Below are 15,181 nucleotides of genomic sequence, written 5' to 3' on the forward strand. Positions count from 1 at the left end.
CGGTGACGATGGCATCACTCCTCCGGGTCCCGGCCCGGCGGGTCAGGTGGCGGCCCGGCCCAGGGTGATCATCCGCAGGCCCAGGCCGACCAGGACCAGCCCGCTGATCTGGTCGATGCGGGCGCGCACCCTGGGCCGGGCGAGGAACCGGCGCACCGCCGACACCACGACGACCAGCGCGGCGTACCACAGCGAACTGATCGTCATCTGGGCGGCGGCCAGGACGGCGGTGGCGTACGGGACGCTCTCCTGCGCGGGGATGAACTGCGGGAGCAACGCCAGGTACAGCGCCGCGGCCTTCGGGTTGGAGAGGTTGGCGAGGACGCCGGCGCGGTACGAGGCGAGCAGGCCGCGCTCCCGCCTCCGCGCGGTCGGCAGGTCGCCCTCGTGCCGGCGGGACCGCCGCAACGACTGCACACCGAGCCAGCACAGGTAGACCGCGCCCACGAACTTCAGCGCGACGAAGGCGATCTCCGAGGTGCGCACCAGCGCCGTGAGGCCGAGCACGGAGGCCACCGCCCAGAGGAACAGCCCGCTCGTGTTGCCGGCGATCGTGGCGAGCCCCGCCCCGCGTCCCGCCCGCAGCGACTGGTCGATGATCACGGCGACCGTCGGGCCGGGCACCAGGGCGATCGCGAGGCAGGTCAGCAGGAACGGAACGGTCACCAGGTCCACCCGCCTGTCCTACGCCGGCGATGCGCGAGGTAACCAGGGCTCTGTGACGCAGGGATCAGCGGGCGCTCGGGCGTTCGGGCGACGTGATCAGCCGGGTGGAAGTCGCATCGCCCTTGGCGTGATCGTTAGGTTGGTCCGGTGATCCGTTCGCTCACCAACGTGCGCATCGCCACCGCCGACGACCTGCCCGCGATCGCCGAGACGTTGGCCGACGCCTTCGACGGCAACGCGTGGACCAGGTGGACCGTCGCCGCCGACGATCACCGCCAGCGCATCCGCGCGCTGCAGCTGCTGCACGTCGAGAAGCTCGGGCTGCCGTTCGGCCGGGTGTGGGTGGCCCAGGGCGGGTCCGCGGTCGCCGTGTGGATGCCGCCGGAGCCCCGGGTGCCCGAGCACGTGTGGGCCGAGCTCGGCCCCCGGGTCGAGGAGCTGCAGGGCGAGCGCGCCTCCTTCGCCGCGGCGGCGGACGTGCTGTGCGAGGCGCACAAGCCGGCCGAGCCGCACTGGTGGCTCGCCACCGTCGGGGTGCGCCCGGACCTGCAGGGCCGCGGGCTCGGCACCGCCGCGCTGAAGGCCGGGTTGGTGGAGGTCGACCGGAGCGGGCAGCCCGCCTTCCTGGAGACCTCCGACGAGCGCAACGTGCGGCTCTACCAGCGCCTCGGGTTCGAGGTGACCGCCGAACTCGACATCCCCGGCGGCGGCCCGCACACGTGGTTCATGCGGCGCGAGCCCGGGACGACGCACCGCGGCTGAGCCACCGGGGGCAGACGCCGGCTCAGAGCCGGCCGGCGGCGATGATCCGGCGCAGGAACGCCTGCGTGCGGGGGTGTTCCGGCGCGCCGAGCACCTGCTCCGGCGGGCCGGACTCCAGGAGCACGCCGTCGGCGAGGAAGCACACGCGGTCCGCCACCTGCTTCGCGAACCCCATCTCGTGGGTGGCCATCAGGATGGTCCTCCCCTGCGCCGCGAGGTCCCTGACCAGCGTGAGCACCTCGCCGACCAGTTCGGGGTCCAGCGCGCTGGTGATCTCGTCGAGCAGGAGGAGCCTGGGCTCGTGGGCGAGGGCGCGGACGATGGCCACGCGTTGCTGCTGGCCGCCCGAGAGCTGGTCGGGGTAGGCGCCGGTGCGGTCCGCCAGTCCCACCCGGTCCAGGAGCTCGCGGGCCCGCTCCCTCGCGACCGCCGGGTCCACCCCGTGCACGACGCGCGGCGCGAGCGTGACGTTGTCCAGCACCGTCATGTGCGGGAAGAGGTTGTAGGCCTGGAAGACGATGCCCATCCGCCGCCGGGCCGCGTCGGCGTCGGCCCTGGGGTCGGAGACGTCCACGCCGTCCAGGAACACCTGGCCGTCGTCCACCTCCTCCAGCAGGTTCACGCACCGCAGCAGGGTCGACTTGCCGGAGCCGGACGCGCCGATGAGGACCACCACCTCGTGCTCGGCCACGTCCAGGTCGACGCCCCGCAGGACCGCGTTGGCCCCGTAGTGGCGGACCAGGTTGCGCACCCGGAGGACAGGGGTCACGACGCGCCTCCTCGGCGGCGGGCGGCCCGGGCGCTCGCCCAGTCCGCGAGCCGGGCCGAGGGCACGGCCATGGCGACGAACAGCAGGCCGGCCAGGACGTAGGGGGTGAAGTCGTACAGCTTGGCGGACTCGATCTGCGCGGCGCGGACGGCGTCGACCGCGCCGAGGACGGAGATCAGCCCGCAGTCCTTCTGCAACGCCACGAAGTCGTTGAGCAGCGGGGGGAGGACGCGGCGGACCGCCTGCGGCAGGATCACGATGCGCATCGCCTGCGCGTGGGTGAGACCCAGGGAGCGGGCGGCGGCCCGCTGCGACGGGTGCACCGACTCGATCCCGGCGCGCAGGACCTCGGAGACGTACGCGGAGTAGACGAGCACCAGCGCGACGCAGCCGAGGACCACCGGGTCGGTGGGGACGCCGGTCAGCCGGAGGCCGGGCAGCCCGAAGCCGACCAGGAACAGGCAGATGATCAGCGGCAGGCCGCGGAACAGGTCCACGTAGCCGGTGGCGAGCGCCCGCAGCGGGAACCAGACCGGCCCGCGCAGCGAGCGCAGGGCCGCGAGCCCCAGTCCCAGCGCCAGGATCAGGACCTCGCAGACGACGAGGACGCGCAGGTTGAGCCACAGCCCGTCGAGCACGGCGGGGAGGGCGCGGAGCGCGGCGTCGACGTCGAAGAACGAGTCGCGCACCCGGGGCCAGCCCGGCGACGAGGTGACCGCGAGCCACGCGGCGACCGCGAAGACCACAGTGGACAGAAATGCGACCACTGTGGACCGTCGGGCCCTGCTTCTCCGGTAGGCCAGGCGTTCCTGTTGGAGAGCGCTGGGCTGGTGGTGGCCGGAGCTCACTTCAGTTCCGGCGCGTTCGCCGCGACGGCGAGCCACTGGTGCTCCAAAGTGGACAGTTTCCCTTCGGCGCGCAGCGCGTCGACGGCGGCCGAGAGGCAGCGGGTGAGCGGGCTCCCCTTGTCCAGCACCATGCCGAAGCGCTCGGGCCTGTCCGCGCTGGGCGGGAGCTGGCCGACGATCACCGCGTCCCGCAGCTCGGTCGAGGTGATGAACAACGCCGTCGGCAGGTCCACGACCAACGCCTGGATCTGGCCGTTGCCCAACGCGAGCTTGGCCTCCTCGTTAGTGTTGTAGACCGCCGGCCGCTGGCCGGGCCGGACCTGGTCGTTGATCGCCTGGTAGCTGGTGGTGCCGACCTGCGCCCCGAGCTGGAGCCCGGCCAGGTCGGACACGGACTTCGCGGTGGCCGCCGGCGAGGTCCTGAGCGCGACCACCGCCTGGCGCACGTCGTAGTAGGGCGTGGAGAAGTCGACGGCCCGCTGGCGCTCCTCGGTCACCGAGAACTGGTTGAGGTCGGCGTCGAACTGCTTGGGCCCGGGTTGGATCGCCGCGCCGAACGGCACCCGGGTCCAGCTCACCTCGCCGCGCTGGTACCCGAGCTTCTCCGCCGCGGCGTAGGCCACGGCCGCCTCGAACCCGCGGCCGTTGGCCGGGTCGTCGCCCTCGAACCAGGGCGCGTAGGCGGGCTGGTCGGTGGCGAAGGTGATCCTGCCGGGTTCCCTGGTGCGCAGCCGGTCCTTGGCGCAGTCGCCGACGCCGGCCACCGCCGGCCCGGACGGGGCGGACTGGGCCTGGTCGGCCGGCGCGCACGCGGCGGCGAGCAGCGCGGTCGCGGCGAGGAGGAGGGCAGGGGCACGCATAGCGGCATCCTTGCCGATGGCGGGAGCCGAGGTCCCGAGCCCTGACGTCTTCCTCCCACTGGGTGGGACCCGCGGGAGAGCGCGTCAGGACCTGGGCGCGTACATGATCAGAGCGACGCCGAGCAAGCAGACGCCCGCGCCGAGCAGGTCCCACCGGTCGGGACGGAACCCGTCGACGAGCACGCCCCACAGCAGCGAGCCGGCCACGAAGACCCCGCCGTAGGCGGCCAGGACCCGGCCGAAGTTCGGGTCCGGCTGGAACGTGGCGACGAAGCCGTAACCACCGAGGGCCAGCACGCCGAGCCCGATCCACAGCAGGCCGCGGTTCTCGCGCACGCCCTGCCAGACCAGCCACGCGCCGCCGATCTCGGCCACCGCGGCCAGCACGAACAACAGCACGGAGCGCAGGACCGTCACGCGCCGAGGCTAGCGCTCCGCGATCCCGTCACCCCTGTCCAGACCGGTGAAAGCACTGGTCATGCCCGCGTGCGCTCGTAAACCGGTAGGCCGAACGGGGCGGCTACCCGCACCATCTCACCCATGGGCGACGACCACTCCGGCGGGAGCTGGCTGGCGAGGCTCGCGGGGTTGCTGCCGGACGTCTCGGCGTGGCGCGCCTCCCGGGACTTCCGGCTGCTGGTCGGTTCCGGGACCATCACGATGCTCGGCAGCTTCGTCACGCTCGTCGCGGTGCCGGTGCAGATCAAGCAGCTCACCGACTCCTTCGTCGCGGTCGGGCTGGTGGGCGCCGTCGAGGCCGTCCCGATGATCCTGTTCGGTCTCTACGGCGGGGCGCTCGCCGACGCGATCGACCGCCGACGGCTGGTGGTGCTGTGCGAGGTCGGCCTGCTGCTGTGCAGCGGCGGCCTCCTGGTCAACGCGCTGCTGCCGAGCCCCGCTATCTGGCCGTTGTTCGTGATCGCGGCGGCGACCGCCGCGCTCGACAGTCTCCAGCGGCCCAGCCTGGAGGCGCTGGTCCCCCGGTACGTGCCCCACGCGATGCTTCCCGGCGCGGTCTCGTTGAGCGCGTTGCGGTGGCAGGTCGGCGCGATCCTGGGCCCCGCGCTGGGCGGCGTGCTGGTGAGCACCTGGGGTCCCGGCACCGCCTACGCGGTGGACCTCGTGTCGTTCGCGCTCTCGGCGTGGCTGCTGTCCCGGATGCGCCCGGCGCCGGCGGCCGATGGCGCCGAGCGCGCGGGGCTGAGCTCGATCGCGGCCGGCCTGCGGTACGCCGCCCGTCGCCGGGACCTGCTGGGCACGTACCTGGTGGACGTCGTCGCGATGCTGCTGGCGATGCCCCAGGCGTTGTTCCCGTTCCTGGCCGACCGGCTGGGCGCGCCGTGGGCGTTGGGCCTGTTGTACTCCGCGATCGCGGTCGGCTCCCTGCTCGGCTCGCTGACCTCGGGCTGGACGTCCCGGGTGCACCGGCACGGGATGGCGGTGGCCGTCGCGGCGGTGGCGTGGGGCGGCGGCATCGCGCTCGCCGGCGTCGTGGACAACGTGTGGTTGGTCCTGGTCTGCCTGATGGCCGCCGGCGCGGCCGACATGATCAGCGGGCTGTTCCGCACGGTGATCTGGAACCAGTCGATCCCCGACCAGCTCCGGGGCCGGCTGGCCGGGATCGAGCTGCTCTCGTACATGATCGGACCGATGGTGGGCAACGCGCGGGCCGGGGTCACGGCCCAGCTCTTCGGCCTGCGGACGGCGATCGCGGGCGGCGGCCTGGCGTGCGTCGCGGCGGTGGCGGGCGTGACGGCTCTCCTGCCGTCGCTGCGCCGCTACGACGACCGCACGAACGAGCACGTGGTGGCGGAGCGGGAGCGGCGGGCCGCGCGCGCGGCGGCCGACGAGTCGTCACCGTGACGAAACCGGCGGGACGGGCAGGCCTTCGCGAGCCTTGCCCGCCCCGCCGAGCAGGCGCGCCTCGGAGCCTCCCGCGTCAGCCGAGCCGGACAGTCGCGAGCTTGTCCCACTCGTACATCTGGTGGTCCCGGTGCAGCACGAGCGACGACACCGAGTCCACGGGAACCGAGACCGGCTCCAGGTCCAGGTCCGACACCAGAGCCCGCACGAAGACCGGGTTCACGTCGCTGTTCGCGTAGGCGATGCTCAGCCGCGCGGGGCCCTCCGGCGGCGCCGGCACCCGCTCCGCGCCCAGGACCTCGGCCGCCGCGCCCCGGACGACCTCCCGGAGTGAGTCGAGCGCGTGGGTCGGCAGCACGGGAAGCGCCACCGTCTCCTCGGTGATCACGATTCCCCGCAACGTGATCTCGGGTGGGCGGGTCCCGGCGAGGTGGCGCTGGACCAGGTCGACGACCGCGTTCGCCTCGTCCTCGCCGACCTCGTCGGTGAACCCCACGTCCTGCACGGTCAGGTGCAGCGACTCCAGCGGCGCGAGGTCGAAGCCCAACAGCGAGAGCATGGCCGACTGGTAGCGGCTCACCAGCCGGTGCACCTCCGGCCGCTCGGCGAAGGTGATCCGCCAGGTGTGACAGCGGCGGCCGTAGCTCCAGCCCGGCCGCCACCACCAGTGGCTCCGGATCCTGTCCACGGGCGCGCCCGATTCGGTGGCCATTGCCCGATCGTGCCCGCCTCCCGGGGGCCGCGTCACCTCCGTTGTGTCCGATCCCAAAGCCGTCCGCCGTTACTCCCCCGCGCGCGGGAGGCCGTTCGGCTGCGCGCGGGAGATCACCTGGCACGAGAACATGCAGACTGGAGCGCATGTCGACAAGTCGCCGCCCGAGTTGGCCGGCCTACCTCGTCACGGCCGACCTCCTCGTCTACGCCGGTGCGAAGGCGTACCTGGCCGCCGAGGACCGGCTGGGCATCCCCGGCGGTCCCCGCGTCCCCGCCGAGGCGTACCAGCAGCTCGACCACGTGTGGGCCCGCCAGCTCGGGCTGGCCGGCATGGGCGTGCTCGCCGCCGTGCTGGCGCTCGCGACGGTGCGCCCCTGGGGACGGCGCATCCCCCGCTGGTTGGTGTTGACGGCGCTCGGCGTCCAGTTCGTGCTGTCGGCGATGGGGGCCTCCGCGATCGTCACCGGGGTGTTCCTCGGACCCGACCCACTGGGGTGGCCGCAGTTCCTGGGCGTCCTGCACTCGGTCGCCGGCCTCGCGCTGTGGGGCGTGATGGTGTGGTCCTACCTCGACCGCCACGCGCCGGAGGACTTCGACAGGCCACTGCCGTGGACCTGGGTCGCGTGCGTGACCGGCGCCCTCACCGCGATCTACGGCGCGCTCAAGCTCTACTGGGCGGTGGGCGGAACCGTGCTGCTCCGCGAGGCGCCGCTGCCGCCGGAGATGATCGAGCTGCTGGTCAACCGCGACCCGTGGGCGGTGGGATTCGGCCTGTGGGGCACCGTGGTGCTGGCGGCCGGGGGCGTCCTGGTCACCCTGGCGATGGCGCGTCCGTGGGGGCTCCGGATTCCGCGGTGGCTCCTCGCCACCCCCGCGTTCCTGGTCTGCGCCGCCATGCTGCTCCGCAGCACCGTGACGGCCGTGGGCGACGTCGACTGGCTGCTCACCGTCGGAACCGGCGCCTCGGCCCGCACCGCGCGCTGGGACCTCGCGGTGTGGGCGCCGTACTTCTTCGTCTGGGGCGTTTTCTGGGGCCTCGCCGGTTGGTTCGTTCTGACTCGCCGCCCCCGCGCGCCCCGCTAGGCTCCGGCGAGATCGTCTGCTGAGGGCACGGGCGCGCCACCCCCCGACCCCGGGGAAGTCGCGTGATCACCGGTGGCGCTCGACGGAACCTCGACGCAGCAAGGTTGTCGACAGGAGCGAGGCCGGTCAGAGTGGTTCAGCGGGCAGGAGCACGGCTGGTGCCGCTCGGTGTCACGCGCGGCCGGAACGATCCCGTCCACGTCGACTTCAGCGCCGACCCGCACCTCCTCGTGCTCGGAGCCGAAGGCACGGGGAAAACGACCGCGCTCCGCACTGTCCTGCGTGGCATCGCGCGCCAGTACACGCCGGACCAGGCTCGGGTGCTGTGCGTCGACTACCGACGTTCCTGGCTCAACGCGGCGTGCGGCCCCGACCACCTCCTCGACCACGTGCGAGCCCCCCAGCAACTCTCGGCGCTCGTGCCCGACGTGCACGCCGCGCTGTCCCGTCGGCAGGGGCGGCAGTGGGCCGGTCCCGAGCTCTTCGTCGTGATCGACGACTACGACCTGGTGGCCACGCCGTCGAACCAGCCGCTGGCCCCGCTGCTCGACCTGCTGCCGCTGGCCGGCGAGATCGGCCTGCGCGTCGTGCTCGCCCTGCGTCCCGGCCAGGGGCGGCTCCTGGCGCACGACCCGGTCGCACGCGCCCTGCGCGACCTGTCCGCTCCCGGCCTGGCGTTGGGGGTTTCCCTGGACGCGGGCGCGCTTTTCGGCGCGCTCAGCGCGTCCGCCCTGCCCCCTGGCCAGGGCCTTCTGGTCTCCGCCCAGGGTGAGGGCCGACCAGTTCAGGTCGACTGGACATCGCACGATCTCGCGTGACAGCGGAGGGCGCGAAGCGCTGCCCCACCGCCGAAGCGCTACCGGAAGATCCCACCCTGCCGATCTCCTCACTCGGCCGGCGCGCGGGCTGCTGCACGCTCATCTGGCACCCGGCCTCGAACGCCGGCTTTGTACCTGGAAACGACGAAGGCCCAGGTCTGTTGACCTGGGCCTTCGTCGTTGGAGCGGGCGACGGGAATCGAACCCGCGTCTACAGCTTGGGAAGCTGTCGTTCTACCATTGAACTACGCCCGCCTGAGGCGTTGCTGAGCTTACAGGAGGTGCACCGGGCCCGTGCAAGCGGGTCCCGGCACCGCGTGTCGTGTCGGGCGTCACCTCACCGGTCGGGAGCATTCCCCGCGGTGGCCTACCCTGTGTTGGTGCTGCTCAGCGACACCGATCTGCGTCAGGAAGTCGAGGCCGGGAGGCTCGGCATCGACCCGTTCGAGCCGACGATGCTCCAGCCGTCGAGCATCGACGTCCGGCTCGACCGGTTCTTCCGCGTCTTCGACAACACGAAGTACACCCACATCGACCCGTCGCTGCAGCAGGACGAGCTGACGTCGATGGTGGAGAAGGAAGGCGACGAGGCCTTCGTGCTGCACCCCGGCGAGTTCGTGCTGGGCTCCACGTTCGAGGTCGTCACGCTGCCCGACGACCTGGCCGGCCGGCTGGAGGGCAAGTCCTCGCTGGGCCGGCTCGGCCTGCTCACCCACTCCACCGCCGGCTTCATCGACCCCGGCTTCTCCGGGCACATCACCCTGGAGCTGTCCAACGTCGCCAACCTGCCGATCACCCTCTGGCCGGGCATGAAGATCGGGCAACTCTGCCTGTTCCGGCTGACCAGCCCGGCGGAGCACCCGTACGGCTCGGAGGCCGCCGGCTCGCGCTACCAGCACCAGCGCGGCCCGACCCCGTCGCGGGCCTACCTGAACTTCCACCGCACCGACACCCGCCGCTGACGGCGGTCACGTGCGGCGGCGCGTGATCTGGCCGTAGCGGGCCAGCACCCTGGCCCGCAGGTGCGGGTCCGCGCGGGGCACCGGCTCCAGGAAGATCTCGTCCAGCTCGGCGAACTCCGCCCGGAGCTCGCCGGCCAGCCGCACGCAGGTCCGCTCCAGCGCGGCCACGCCCAGGGAGTCGTCGAAGTCCAGCCGGGCGCAGAGCAGCACCCGGTCGGTCCCGGTGACCATGGTCAGCAGGTCGACGACCGCCTCCACCTCGGGCTGCCGCGCCAGCCACGCGTAGGTCTCGCGCACCAGCCTCGGGTCGGCCTGCCGCCCGATGAGCAGACCCTTGTTCGTCCGCCCGAGCGTGTAGGCGACCACCACGAGCAGCACGCCGATGGCGAGCGACGCGATCCCGTCCCAGACCGCCGAGCCGGTGAGGTCGTGCAGGCCGAGGCCGGCGAAGGCGAGGACCAGGCCGACCAGGGCCGCGCTGTCCTCCAGCAGGACGGTCTTGACCGTGGGGTCGTCCGACACGCGCAGGTACCGGAGGACCGAGCGGTTCTCGGCCCGCGCCTCCCGCCGCGTCTGGCGCACCGCCTGCGTCCAGGACACCAGCTCCATCGCGAAGGCCAGCGCCAGGACGACGTAGCCGACGACGGGGCGCACCTGTTCCTGGCCCTCTCCGGCGAGGGTGCGCCCGCCCTCGACGAAGGCGAAGACCGCACCCGATGCGAAGATCGAGACGGCCGCCATCAGGGACCAGAAGTACCGCTCCTTGCCGTAGCCGAACGGATGGCGGCGGTCGGCGGGGCGGGCCGACCGGCGGAGCGCGGTGAGCAGCAGGCCCTCGGTGAACGTGTCGGCCACCGAGTGCGCCGCCTCGGCCAGCAGCGCCGCCGAGCCGGTGATCACGCCGGCGACCGCCTTCATCACGGCGATCCCGAGGTTGACCACCAACGCGAGCACCACGGTGAGCGAGCTCTCGCCGCCCTCGCCCCGCTTCGGTTGGTCGGCCGCCACGCGATCACCGTACGTCCGCCGGTCGTCGCGGGCAGCGTGAGCGAACCGCGGCCGCCGACCACGCGTCGCGGGCGGCGCGCCCCGGGCCGGGCCGGCTACAACTCGGTGTGCGTGACCTGCACCCCGACCGGATGCCGCCAGCGGAGCACGGCCCACTCCGGCCGGCCGCTGAGCGAGTCGAACCAGCGGTCCATGGTCCGCTCCTCGGCGCCGCCGTGGAACCACCACTCCTCGCACGCCGGGAGCTCCGCGAGCTCCGGGTCGTCGGCGAACCACAGCGTGCAGCGGAACTCCACGCTCCGCTCGGTCCCGCCGCTGGGCCGCCGCACCCCGAACCGCCGGGCCAGGACCAGGGCGACGGCGGGCCGGCCGACGTAGTCGCCGCGCCCCACCGAGTACCGCAGCCCGTCGCTGCTCGGCCGGGCCGGCGACTCGAAGTGGACGTCGGCGAAGGTGTGGAACAGCCGCAACGCCGTGTCGGCGCGGAGCTGCTCGACGGTCAACCCCCGTGCGGCGAGCAGGTGGTGGAAGGTCGTCGACGCGATGTGGAACGGCGGTTGGTCCGACACCTGACCATCGTGCCCAGATTCCGGCGGCGTGGCCCGGCGGTACCCCGGCGGCGCTCCGACGGGTGGGAACATGACCGGAGTGGGAGCCGGGAACGAACAGGGCAGGGTCGACGGCCGCCGGGCCAAGGGGGAGCGCCGGCGCCGGGAGATCATCGACGCCACGTTGCGGGTGATCGAGCGCGAGGGCGTGGGCGGGGTGACCCACCGGGTCGTCGCCCGCGAGGCCGAGGTGCCCACCACCGCCACCACCTACTACTTCGCCGGCCTGCACGACCTGCTGGTCGCGGCGCTGACGACCGCGGCGGAGGACTACGCCGCGCAGATCCACGAGCTCGCCGCGGCCACGCCGCTGACCGAGGAGAACGACGTCGACGTGCTGGCGGGTCTGCTCACGGAGGCGGCCGGGCAGCGCCGGGGTCGCACGATCGCCGAGTACGAGCTGCACCTGCTCGCGGCGCGCCACCCGGCGCTGCGGCCCGCCGCCCGGCGCTGGGTCGAGGTGATGACCGAGATCTGCCGGCCGCTGCTACCGAGCGAGATCGCGTTCCGCGCGCTGGTGGCGGCGGTGGACGGGCTGATGGTCCAGGCGCTGGTCGCCGACGAGCCGCCGACGGCGGAGGACTTCCGCCCGGTGCTGGAGTACCTCATCCGCCCCAAGTGATCTCCCCGCGCGCCGCGGGCGGCGACTCGTCCCACGGACTGTCCACTGTGGACACGCCACCGGGTGGCGACCGGGGGGCGGACCGGGCTGTGGATCGACAGGACGGGCGCCGGCTGACGGCGCCCCGACACCACGCCGCGGGTCTGTCCGGAATCGTCCCGGTTGTTACGCGGCACGCGGCATCCGACCGCTGGGGGTGGGGCTTACCCCACCTCCGACCTCGGGGTAGGCCCTGATGTGCCACCGCCGCCTGGTCTCTACCGTTGGGCGCGTTCACAGGGTGACAGGGGGAGAAGCGGTGCGTCGGACTGCATTGTTCGTGGTCGCAATGGCCACAGGCGCGAGTCTGCTGTCCAGCTGCGGCTGGGAGCGGTTCTCGACCTTCGAGGACGACGCGCAGGTGAAGGAGAGGGTCCGCCACGTGCGGATCGAGGACGGCAGCGGCGACGTCCGGATCCGGGTCGCGGCCGGCGACGCGTCGGCGGTGCACCGCCGGATCACCCACCGGGAGTCCAAGGACCGGCCCGGCGCGTCGCACCGGGTCGAGGGGGACACCCTGGTGCTCACCCGGCGCTGCGGGGACTTCTGCACCATCAACTACGACATCACCGTGCCCCGCGACGTCGACGTGACCGGCGGTGACGGCTCGGGGAACATCGAGGCGACCGGCGTGAGCGCGGTCAACATCGTGGTCAGCTCCGGCGACGTGACCGCCCGCGACGTGGCGGGGGCGGTCAACGTGCGGACCAGCTCCGGCAGTGTCCGGGTGCAGCGCGCCAGCGGCAGCGTCCGGGTGCGGAGCGGCTCGGGCGACGTGCAGCTCGACGACCTCCCCGGCGCGGTGGACGTGGACGACGACTCGGGCCGCGTCCGCGGCCAGGGGCTGCGGGGGGACACCGTCGTGCGCTCGGGCTCCGGCGACGTCGAACTCACGCTCACCGAGCCGCGGTCGGTGCGGGCCCACGCGACCAGCGGTTCGGTCACCGTCAGGGCGCCGCAGGGCAAGTACCGGGTGAACGCCACGACCAACAGCGGGAACCGCAACGTGAACGTCACCGAGGACCCGTCGTCGAGCGTGATGCTGGAGGCCACGACCACCAGCGGGGACGTCACGATCACGACGGGGTGAGCGGGCGGGGTGGCCCGTCGTGGGGGCGACGGGCCACCCGCCCTCTCCGGTCGTCCGACTTCCCGGACGACGCCCAGTGCGAACCAGTGCACGCCAGCGCAGGCCGGGGCCGTTCAGTGCCGCGCGTGGGCGGCGTGGTGGTACCGGTGCGCCACCGCGTGGCCCCTGCCCCTGGCGATCAGCCAGCGGTTCACCGGAACGGTGAGCACGAACGCGACGAGCAGCGAGCCCGCGAGGCTGACCCAGAACAGCCAGTGCGCGAGCCCGGCGTCCATCGCGCCCGGGACGAGCAGCATGACGGCGTTGTCCACGATCTCCATGACCGCGATCGACACCGTGTCGCTGGCCAGCGCGATCGGCAGCGCCGCGGCGAACGCGACGCCCGAGCGCAGCACCGGGCGGAGGGTCAGCGAGTAGCCGAACACGAACGCCAGCGCCACCGACAGCACGATCGTCGCGAGGTTCGACAGGCCGAGGGCGGTGCCGAGCACCATGCCGAGCACCTCGCCGACGGCGCAGCCGGTGAGGCAGTGCAGCGTGGCCGCGATCGCGGTTCGGGTCAGCGCCCGGCCGCCGGCGGTCGGGGTGTGGTGATGGGGGTGGTGGTCGTGCGCGGCCATCGTTCGCCTCCTTGAGCGGTTCGCTCGCCCACTTAATACCCCCCGGGGGTACCCGGGCAACGTGACGTGAAACATAACCCCGTGGGGTATCGGTCGGCGGCGGTCGAGGCCGGGCCGGCGCACGCGGGAGCCGGGTCGACGCGGGACGCCGGACGGAGCCCGCCCCACCCGCCGCTAGCATCGACGTCCTCATGAGCGCCACACTCGTCGCGAAGGACCTCGCCGCCGGACACGGCGAACGCGTCCTGTTCTCCGGGCTGGAGCTGGTCGTCGCGCCCGGGGACGTCATCGGCCTGGTCGGGGTCAACGGAGCCGGCAAGTCCACGCTGCTGCGGATGCTGGCCGGGCTGGTGCGCCCGGAGCGGGGCAGCGTCCGGCTCAGCCCGCCGACCGCGACCGTCGGCTACCTCCCGCAGGAACGCGAGCGCCGGCAGGGCGAGACCGTCCGCGAGTTCCTCGCCCGCCGCACCGGGGTGGCCGCGGCCCAGGCCGACCTGGACGCCGCGACCGAGGCGCTGACCGCCGGCCGGCCCGGGGCGGACGACGCCTACGCGCTCGCGCTGGACCGCTGGCTCGCCCTGGGCGGGGCGGACCTGGACGAGCGGACCGAGGAGGTCCTCGCCGACCTGGGCCTCGCGGTCGACCCCGGGCAGCTCACGACCGCGCTGTCCGGCGGGCAGGCCGCCCGAGCCGGAATGGCGTCCCTGCTGCTCAGCCGCTACGACGTCTTCCTGCTCGACGAGCCGACCAACGACCTCGACCTCGACGGGCTCGACCGCCTGGAGCGGTTCGTGACCGGGCTGCGCACGGGCACGGTGCTGGTCAGCCACGACCGCGAGTTCCTCGCCAGGACGGTGACCAGCGTCGTCGAGCTCGACCTCGCCCAGCAGCAGGTGCGGGCCTACGGCGGTGGCTACGAGGCGTACCTGCAGGAACGCGAGGTGGCCCGCCGCCACGCGCGCGAGGAGTACGAGGAGTACGCCACCACCCGGGCCTCGCTGGAGGCGCGGGCGCGCACCCAGCGCGCCTGGATGGAGAAGGGCGTCAAGAACGCGCGGCGCAAGGCCGGCGACAACGACAAGGCCGGCCGGAAGTTCCGCAGCGAGTCGACCGAGAAGCAGGCGGCCAAGGCGCGGCAGACCGAACGACTGATCGAACGCCTGGAGGTCGTGGAGGAGCCGCGCAAGGAGTGGGAGCTGCGGATGCGGATCGCCGCCGCGCCGCGCTCCGGCTCGGTGGTCGCCGCGCTGCGGGGCGCGGTGGTCCGCCGGGGCGAGTTCACGCTCGGCCCGGTCGACCTCCAGATCGACTGGGCGGACCGGGTGGCCATCACCGGCGCGAACGGCGCGGGCAAGTCGACGCTGCTGGCGGCGCTGCTGGGCCGGGTCCCGCTGGCCGAGGGCCACGCGTCGCTCGGCTCCGGCGTGCTGGTGGGCGAGGTCGACCAGGCGCGGGCGCTCTTCGTCGGCGACCAGCCCCTGTTGGACGCGTTCGGCGCCGAGGTGCCGGAGTGGGCCCCGGCCGACGTCCGCACCCTGCTGGCGAAGTTCGGGCTGGCGGCGGCGCACGTGCTCCGGCCGGCCGGCACGCTCTCGCCGGGCGAGCGGACGCGGGCCGCCCTGGCGCTGCTCCAGGCCAGGGGGGTGAACCTGCTCGTCCTCGACGAGCCGACGAACCACCTCGACCTGCCGGCGATCGAGCAGCTCGAGTCGGCGCTGGCCGCCTACACCGGCACGTTGCTGCTGGTCACGCACGACCGGCGGATGCTGGACGCGGTGCACACGACCCGCCGCGTCGAGGTCGACGCCGGTCGCGTCGTCGACCGCTGACGCCGGGGGCGCGGGGACGG

17 protein-coding genes and 1 tRNA gene are annotated in these 15,181 nt (G+C 73.4%); 8 read left to right on the forward strand and 10 right to left on the reverse strand.

From position 1 onward, the window contains the following. Positions 1 to 42: 42 nt before the first annotated feature. Positions 43 to 666, reverse strand: a complete 624-nt coding sequence (locus BUE43_RS02420) for a LysE family translocator (protein ID WP_159447676.1) — start codon at positions 664 to 666, stop codon at positions 43 to 45. Positions 667 to 813: 147 nt separating this feature from the next. Here BUE43_RS02420 and BUE43_RS02425 point away from each other — a divergent pair, with 147 nt between their 5' ends. After that, the gene (locus BUE43_RS02425) at positions 814 to 1,428 is read left to right on the forward strand and encodes a GNAT family N-acetyltransferase (RefSeq protein ID WP_073479647.1); all 615 of its coding nucleotides are present in this window, start codon (positions 814 to 816) and stop codon (positions 1,426 to 1,428) included. 22 nt (positions 1,429 to 1,450) lie between these two features. Here BUE43_RS02425 and BUE43_RS02430 read toward each other — a convergent pair whose 3' ends face one another. The 4 genes from BUE43_RS02430 to BUE43_RS02445 form a co-directional block, all read right to left on the reverse strand. Further along, on the reverse strand, positions 1,451 to 2,197 hold the full coding sequence (locus BUE43_RS02430) for an amino acid ABC transporter ATP-binding protein (protein WP_073479648.1): 747 nt from the start codon (positions 2,195 to 2,197) through the stop codon (positions 1,451 to 1,453). Beyond that, complete coding sequence (locus tag BUE43_RS02435; RefSeq protein ID WP_073479649.1) at positions 2,194 to 3,045, reverse strand: amino acid ABC transporter permease; 852 nt, start codon at positions 3,043 to 3,045, stop codon at positions 2,194 to 2,196. Before BUE43_RS02435 ends, BUE43_RS02430 begins: the two co-directional genes overlap by 4 nt. Then, on the reverse strand, positions 3,042 to 3,905 hold the full coding sequence (locus BUE43_RS02440; RefSeq protein ID WP_073479650.1) for an ABC transporter substrate-binding protein: 864 nt from the start codon (positions 3,903 to 3,905) through the stop codon (positions 3,042 to 3,044). Before BUE43_RS02440 ends, BUE43_RS02435 begins: the two co-directional genes overlap by 4 nt. Positions 3,906 to 3,989: 84 nt before the next feature. Further along, entirely contained in the window at positions 3,990 to 4,322 is a 333-nt protein-coding gene (locus BUE43_RS02445) for a YnfA family protein (protein WP_073479651.1), read from the reverse strand. Positions 4,323 to 4,445: 123 nt separating this feature from the next. Between BUE43_RS02445 and BUE43_RS02450 the strand changes: the two genes are divergently transcribed. Then, positions 4,446 to 5,768 carry an MFS transporter gene (locus BUE43_RS02450; protein WP_073479652.1) on the forward strand — a complete coding sequence of 441 codons (1,323 nt, stop codon included), beginning with the start codon at positions 4,446 to 4,448 and terminating at the stop codon, positions 5,766 to 5,768. Between the two features lie 76 nt (positions 5,769 to 5,844). Here the strand turns inward: BUE43_RS02450 and BUE43_RS02455 are convergent, their stop codons facing one another. Further along, positions 5,845 to 6,480 carry a 2'-5' RNA ligase family protein gene (locus BUE43_RS02455; protein ID WP_073479653.1) on the reverse strand — a complete coding sequence of 212 codons (636 nt, stop codon included), beginning with the start codon at positions 6,478 to 6,480 and terminating at the stop codon, positions 5,845 to 5,847. Between the two features lie 146 nt (positions 6,481 to 6,626). Here BUE43_RS02455 and BUE43_RS02460 point away from each other — a divergent pair, with 146 nt between their 5' ends. Both BUE43_RS02460 and BUE43_RS02465 read left to right on the forward strand, forming a co-directional pair. Next, positions 6,627 to 7,565 carry a DUF3995 domain-containing protein gene (locus BUE43_RS02460; RefSeq protein WP_073479654.1) on the forward strand — a complete coding sequence of 313 codons (939 nt, stop codon included), beginning with the start codon at positions 6,627 to 6,629 and terminating at the stop codon, positions 7,563 to 7,565. A 158-nt stretch (positions 7,566 to 7,723) separates the two neighbouring features. Next, positions 7,724 to 8,383 carry an FtsK/SpoIIIE domain-containing protein gene (locus BUE43_RS02465; protein ID WP_073479655.1) on the forward strand — a complete coding sequence of 220 codons (660 nt, stop codon included), beginning with the start codon at positions 7,724 to 7,726 and terminating at the stop codon, positions 8,381 to 8,383. Between the two features lie 181 nt (positions 8,384 to 8,564). Here the strand turns inward: BUE43_RS02465 and BUE43_RS02470 are convergent. Beyond that, a tRNA-Gly gene (locus tag BUE43_RS02470) sits at positions 8,565 to 8,638 on the reverse strand. Between the two features lie 125 nt (positions 8,639 to 8,763). On the opposite strand from BUE43_RS02470, the gene dcd reads away from it, so the two are divergent. Continuing rightward, entirely contained in the window at positions 8,764 to 9,345 is a 582-nt protein-coding gene (dcd, locus tag BUE43_RS02475) for a dCTP deaminase (RefSeq protein ID WP_073480208.1), read from the forward strand. 6 nt (positions 9,346 to 9,351) lie between these two features. On the opposite strand, the gene BUE43_RS02480 is transcribed toward dcd, so the two are convergent. After that, positions 9,352 to 10,353, reverse strand: a complete 1,002-nt coding sequence (locus tag BUE43_RS02480) for a cation diffusion facilitator family transporter (RefSeq protein WP_073479656.1) — start codon at positions 10,351 to 10,353, stop codon at positions 9,352 to 9,354. Between the two features lie 95 nt (positions 10,354 to 10,448). Further along, a complete protein-coding gene (locus BUE43_RS02485) occupies positions 10,449 to 10,922 on the reverse strand; it encodes a hypothetical protein (protein ID WP_073479657.1) in 474 nt (157 codons plus the stop codon). 70 nt (positions 10,923 to 10,992) lie between these two features. Here BUE43_RS02485 and BUE43_RS02490 point away from each other — a divergent pair, with 70 nt between their 5' ends. Then, positions 10,993 to 11,583 carry a TetR/AcrR family transcriptional regulator gene (locus tag BUE43_RS02490; protein ID WP_073479658.1) on the forward strand — a complete coding sequence of 197 codons (591 nt, stop codon included), beginning with the start codon at positions 10,993 to 10,995 and terminating at the stop codon, positions 11,581 to 11,583. A 298-nt stretch (positions 11,584 to 11,881) separates the two neighbouring features. After that, a complete protein-coding gene (locus BUE43_RS02495; RefSeq protein WP_159447677.1) occupies positions 11,882 to 12,712 on the forward strand; it encodes a DUF4097 family beta strand repeat-containing protein in 831 nt (276 codons plus the stop codon). 113 nt (positions 12,713 to 12,825) lie between these two features. Here BUE43_RS02495 and BUE43_RS02500 read toward each other — a convergent pair whose 3' ends face one another. Further along, entirely contained in the window at positions 12,826 to 13,332 is a 507-nt protein-coding gene (locus BUE43_RS02500; RefSeq protein WP_073479660.1) for a DUF4396 domain-containing protein, read from the reverse strand. 191 nt (positions 13,333 to 13,523) lie between these two features. Here BUE43_RS02500 and BUE43_RS02505 point away from each other — a divergent pair, with 191 nt between their 5' ends. Further along, positions 13,524 to 15,161: an ABC-F family ATP-binding cassette domain-containing protein gene (locus BUE43_RS02505; RefSeq protein ID WP_073479661.1), complete on the forward strand. Its 1,638-nt coding sequence runs from the start codon at positions 13,524 to 13,526 to the stop codon at positions 15,159 to 15,161. Positions 15,162 to 15,181 lie beyond the last annotated feature (20 nt).

This window comes from Streptoalloteichus hindustanus (assembly GCF_900129375.1).
In the GTDB taxonomy this organism is placed as follows: Bacteria; Actinomycetota; Actinomycetes; order Mycobacteriales; family Pseudonocardiaceae; genus Streptoalloteichus; species Streptoalloteichus hindustanus.

Coding starts and splice junctions, on each gene's coding strand:
- BUE43_RS02440 (WP_073479650.1), bottom strand. CDS start 3,905: ATGCGTGCCCCTGCCCTCCTCCTCGCCGCGACCGCGCTGCTCGCCGCC.
- BUE43_RS02450 (WP_073479652.1), top strand. CDS start 4,446: ATGGGCGACGACCACTCCGGCGGGAGCTGGCTGGCGAGGCTCGCGGGG.
- BUE43_RS02455 (WP_073479653.1), bottom strand. CDS start 6,480: ATGGCCACCGAATCGGGCGCGCCCGTGGACAGGATCCGGAGCCACTGG.
- BUE43_RS02460 (WP_073479654.1), top strand. CDS start 6,627: ATGTCGACAAGTCGCCGCCCGAGTTGGCCGGCCTACCTCGTCACGGCC.
- BUE43_RS02490 (WP_073479658.1), top strand. CDS start 10,993: ATGACCGGAGTGGGAGCCGGGAACGAACAGGGCAGGGTCGACGGCCGC.
- BUE43_RS02500 (WP_073479660.1), bottom strand. CDS start 13,332: ATGGCCGCGCACGACCACCACCCCCATCACCACACCCCGACCGCCGGC.
- BUE43_RS02505 (WP_073479661.1), top strand. CDS start 13,524: ATGAGCGCCACACTCGTCGCGAAGGACCTCGCCGCCGGACACGGCGAA.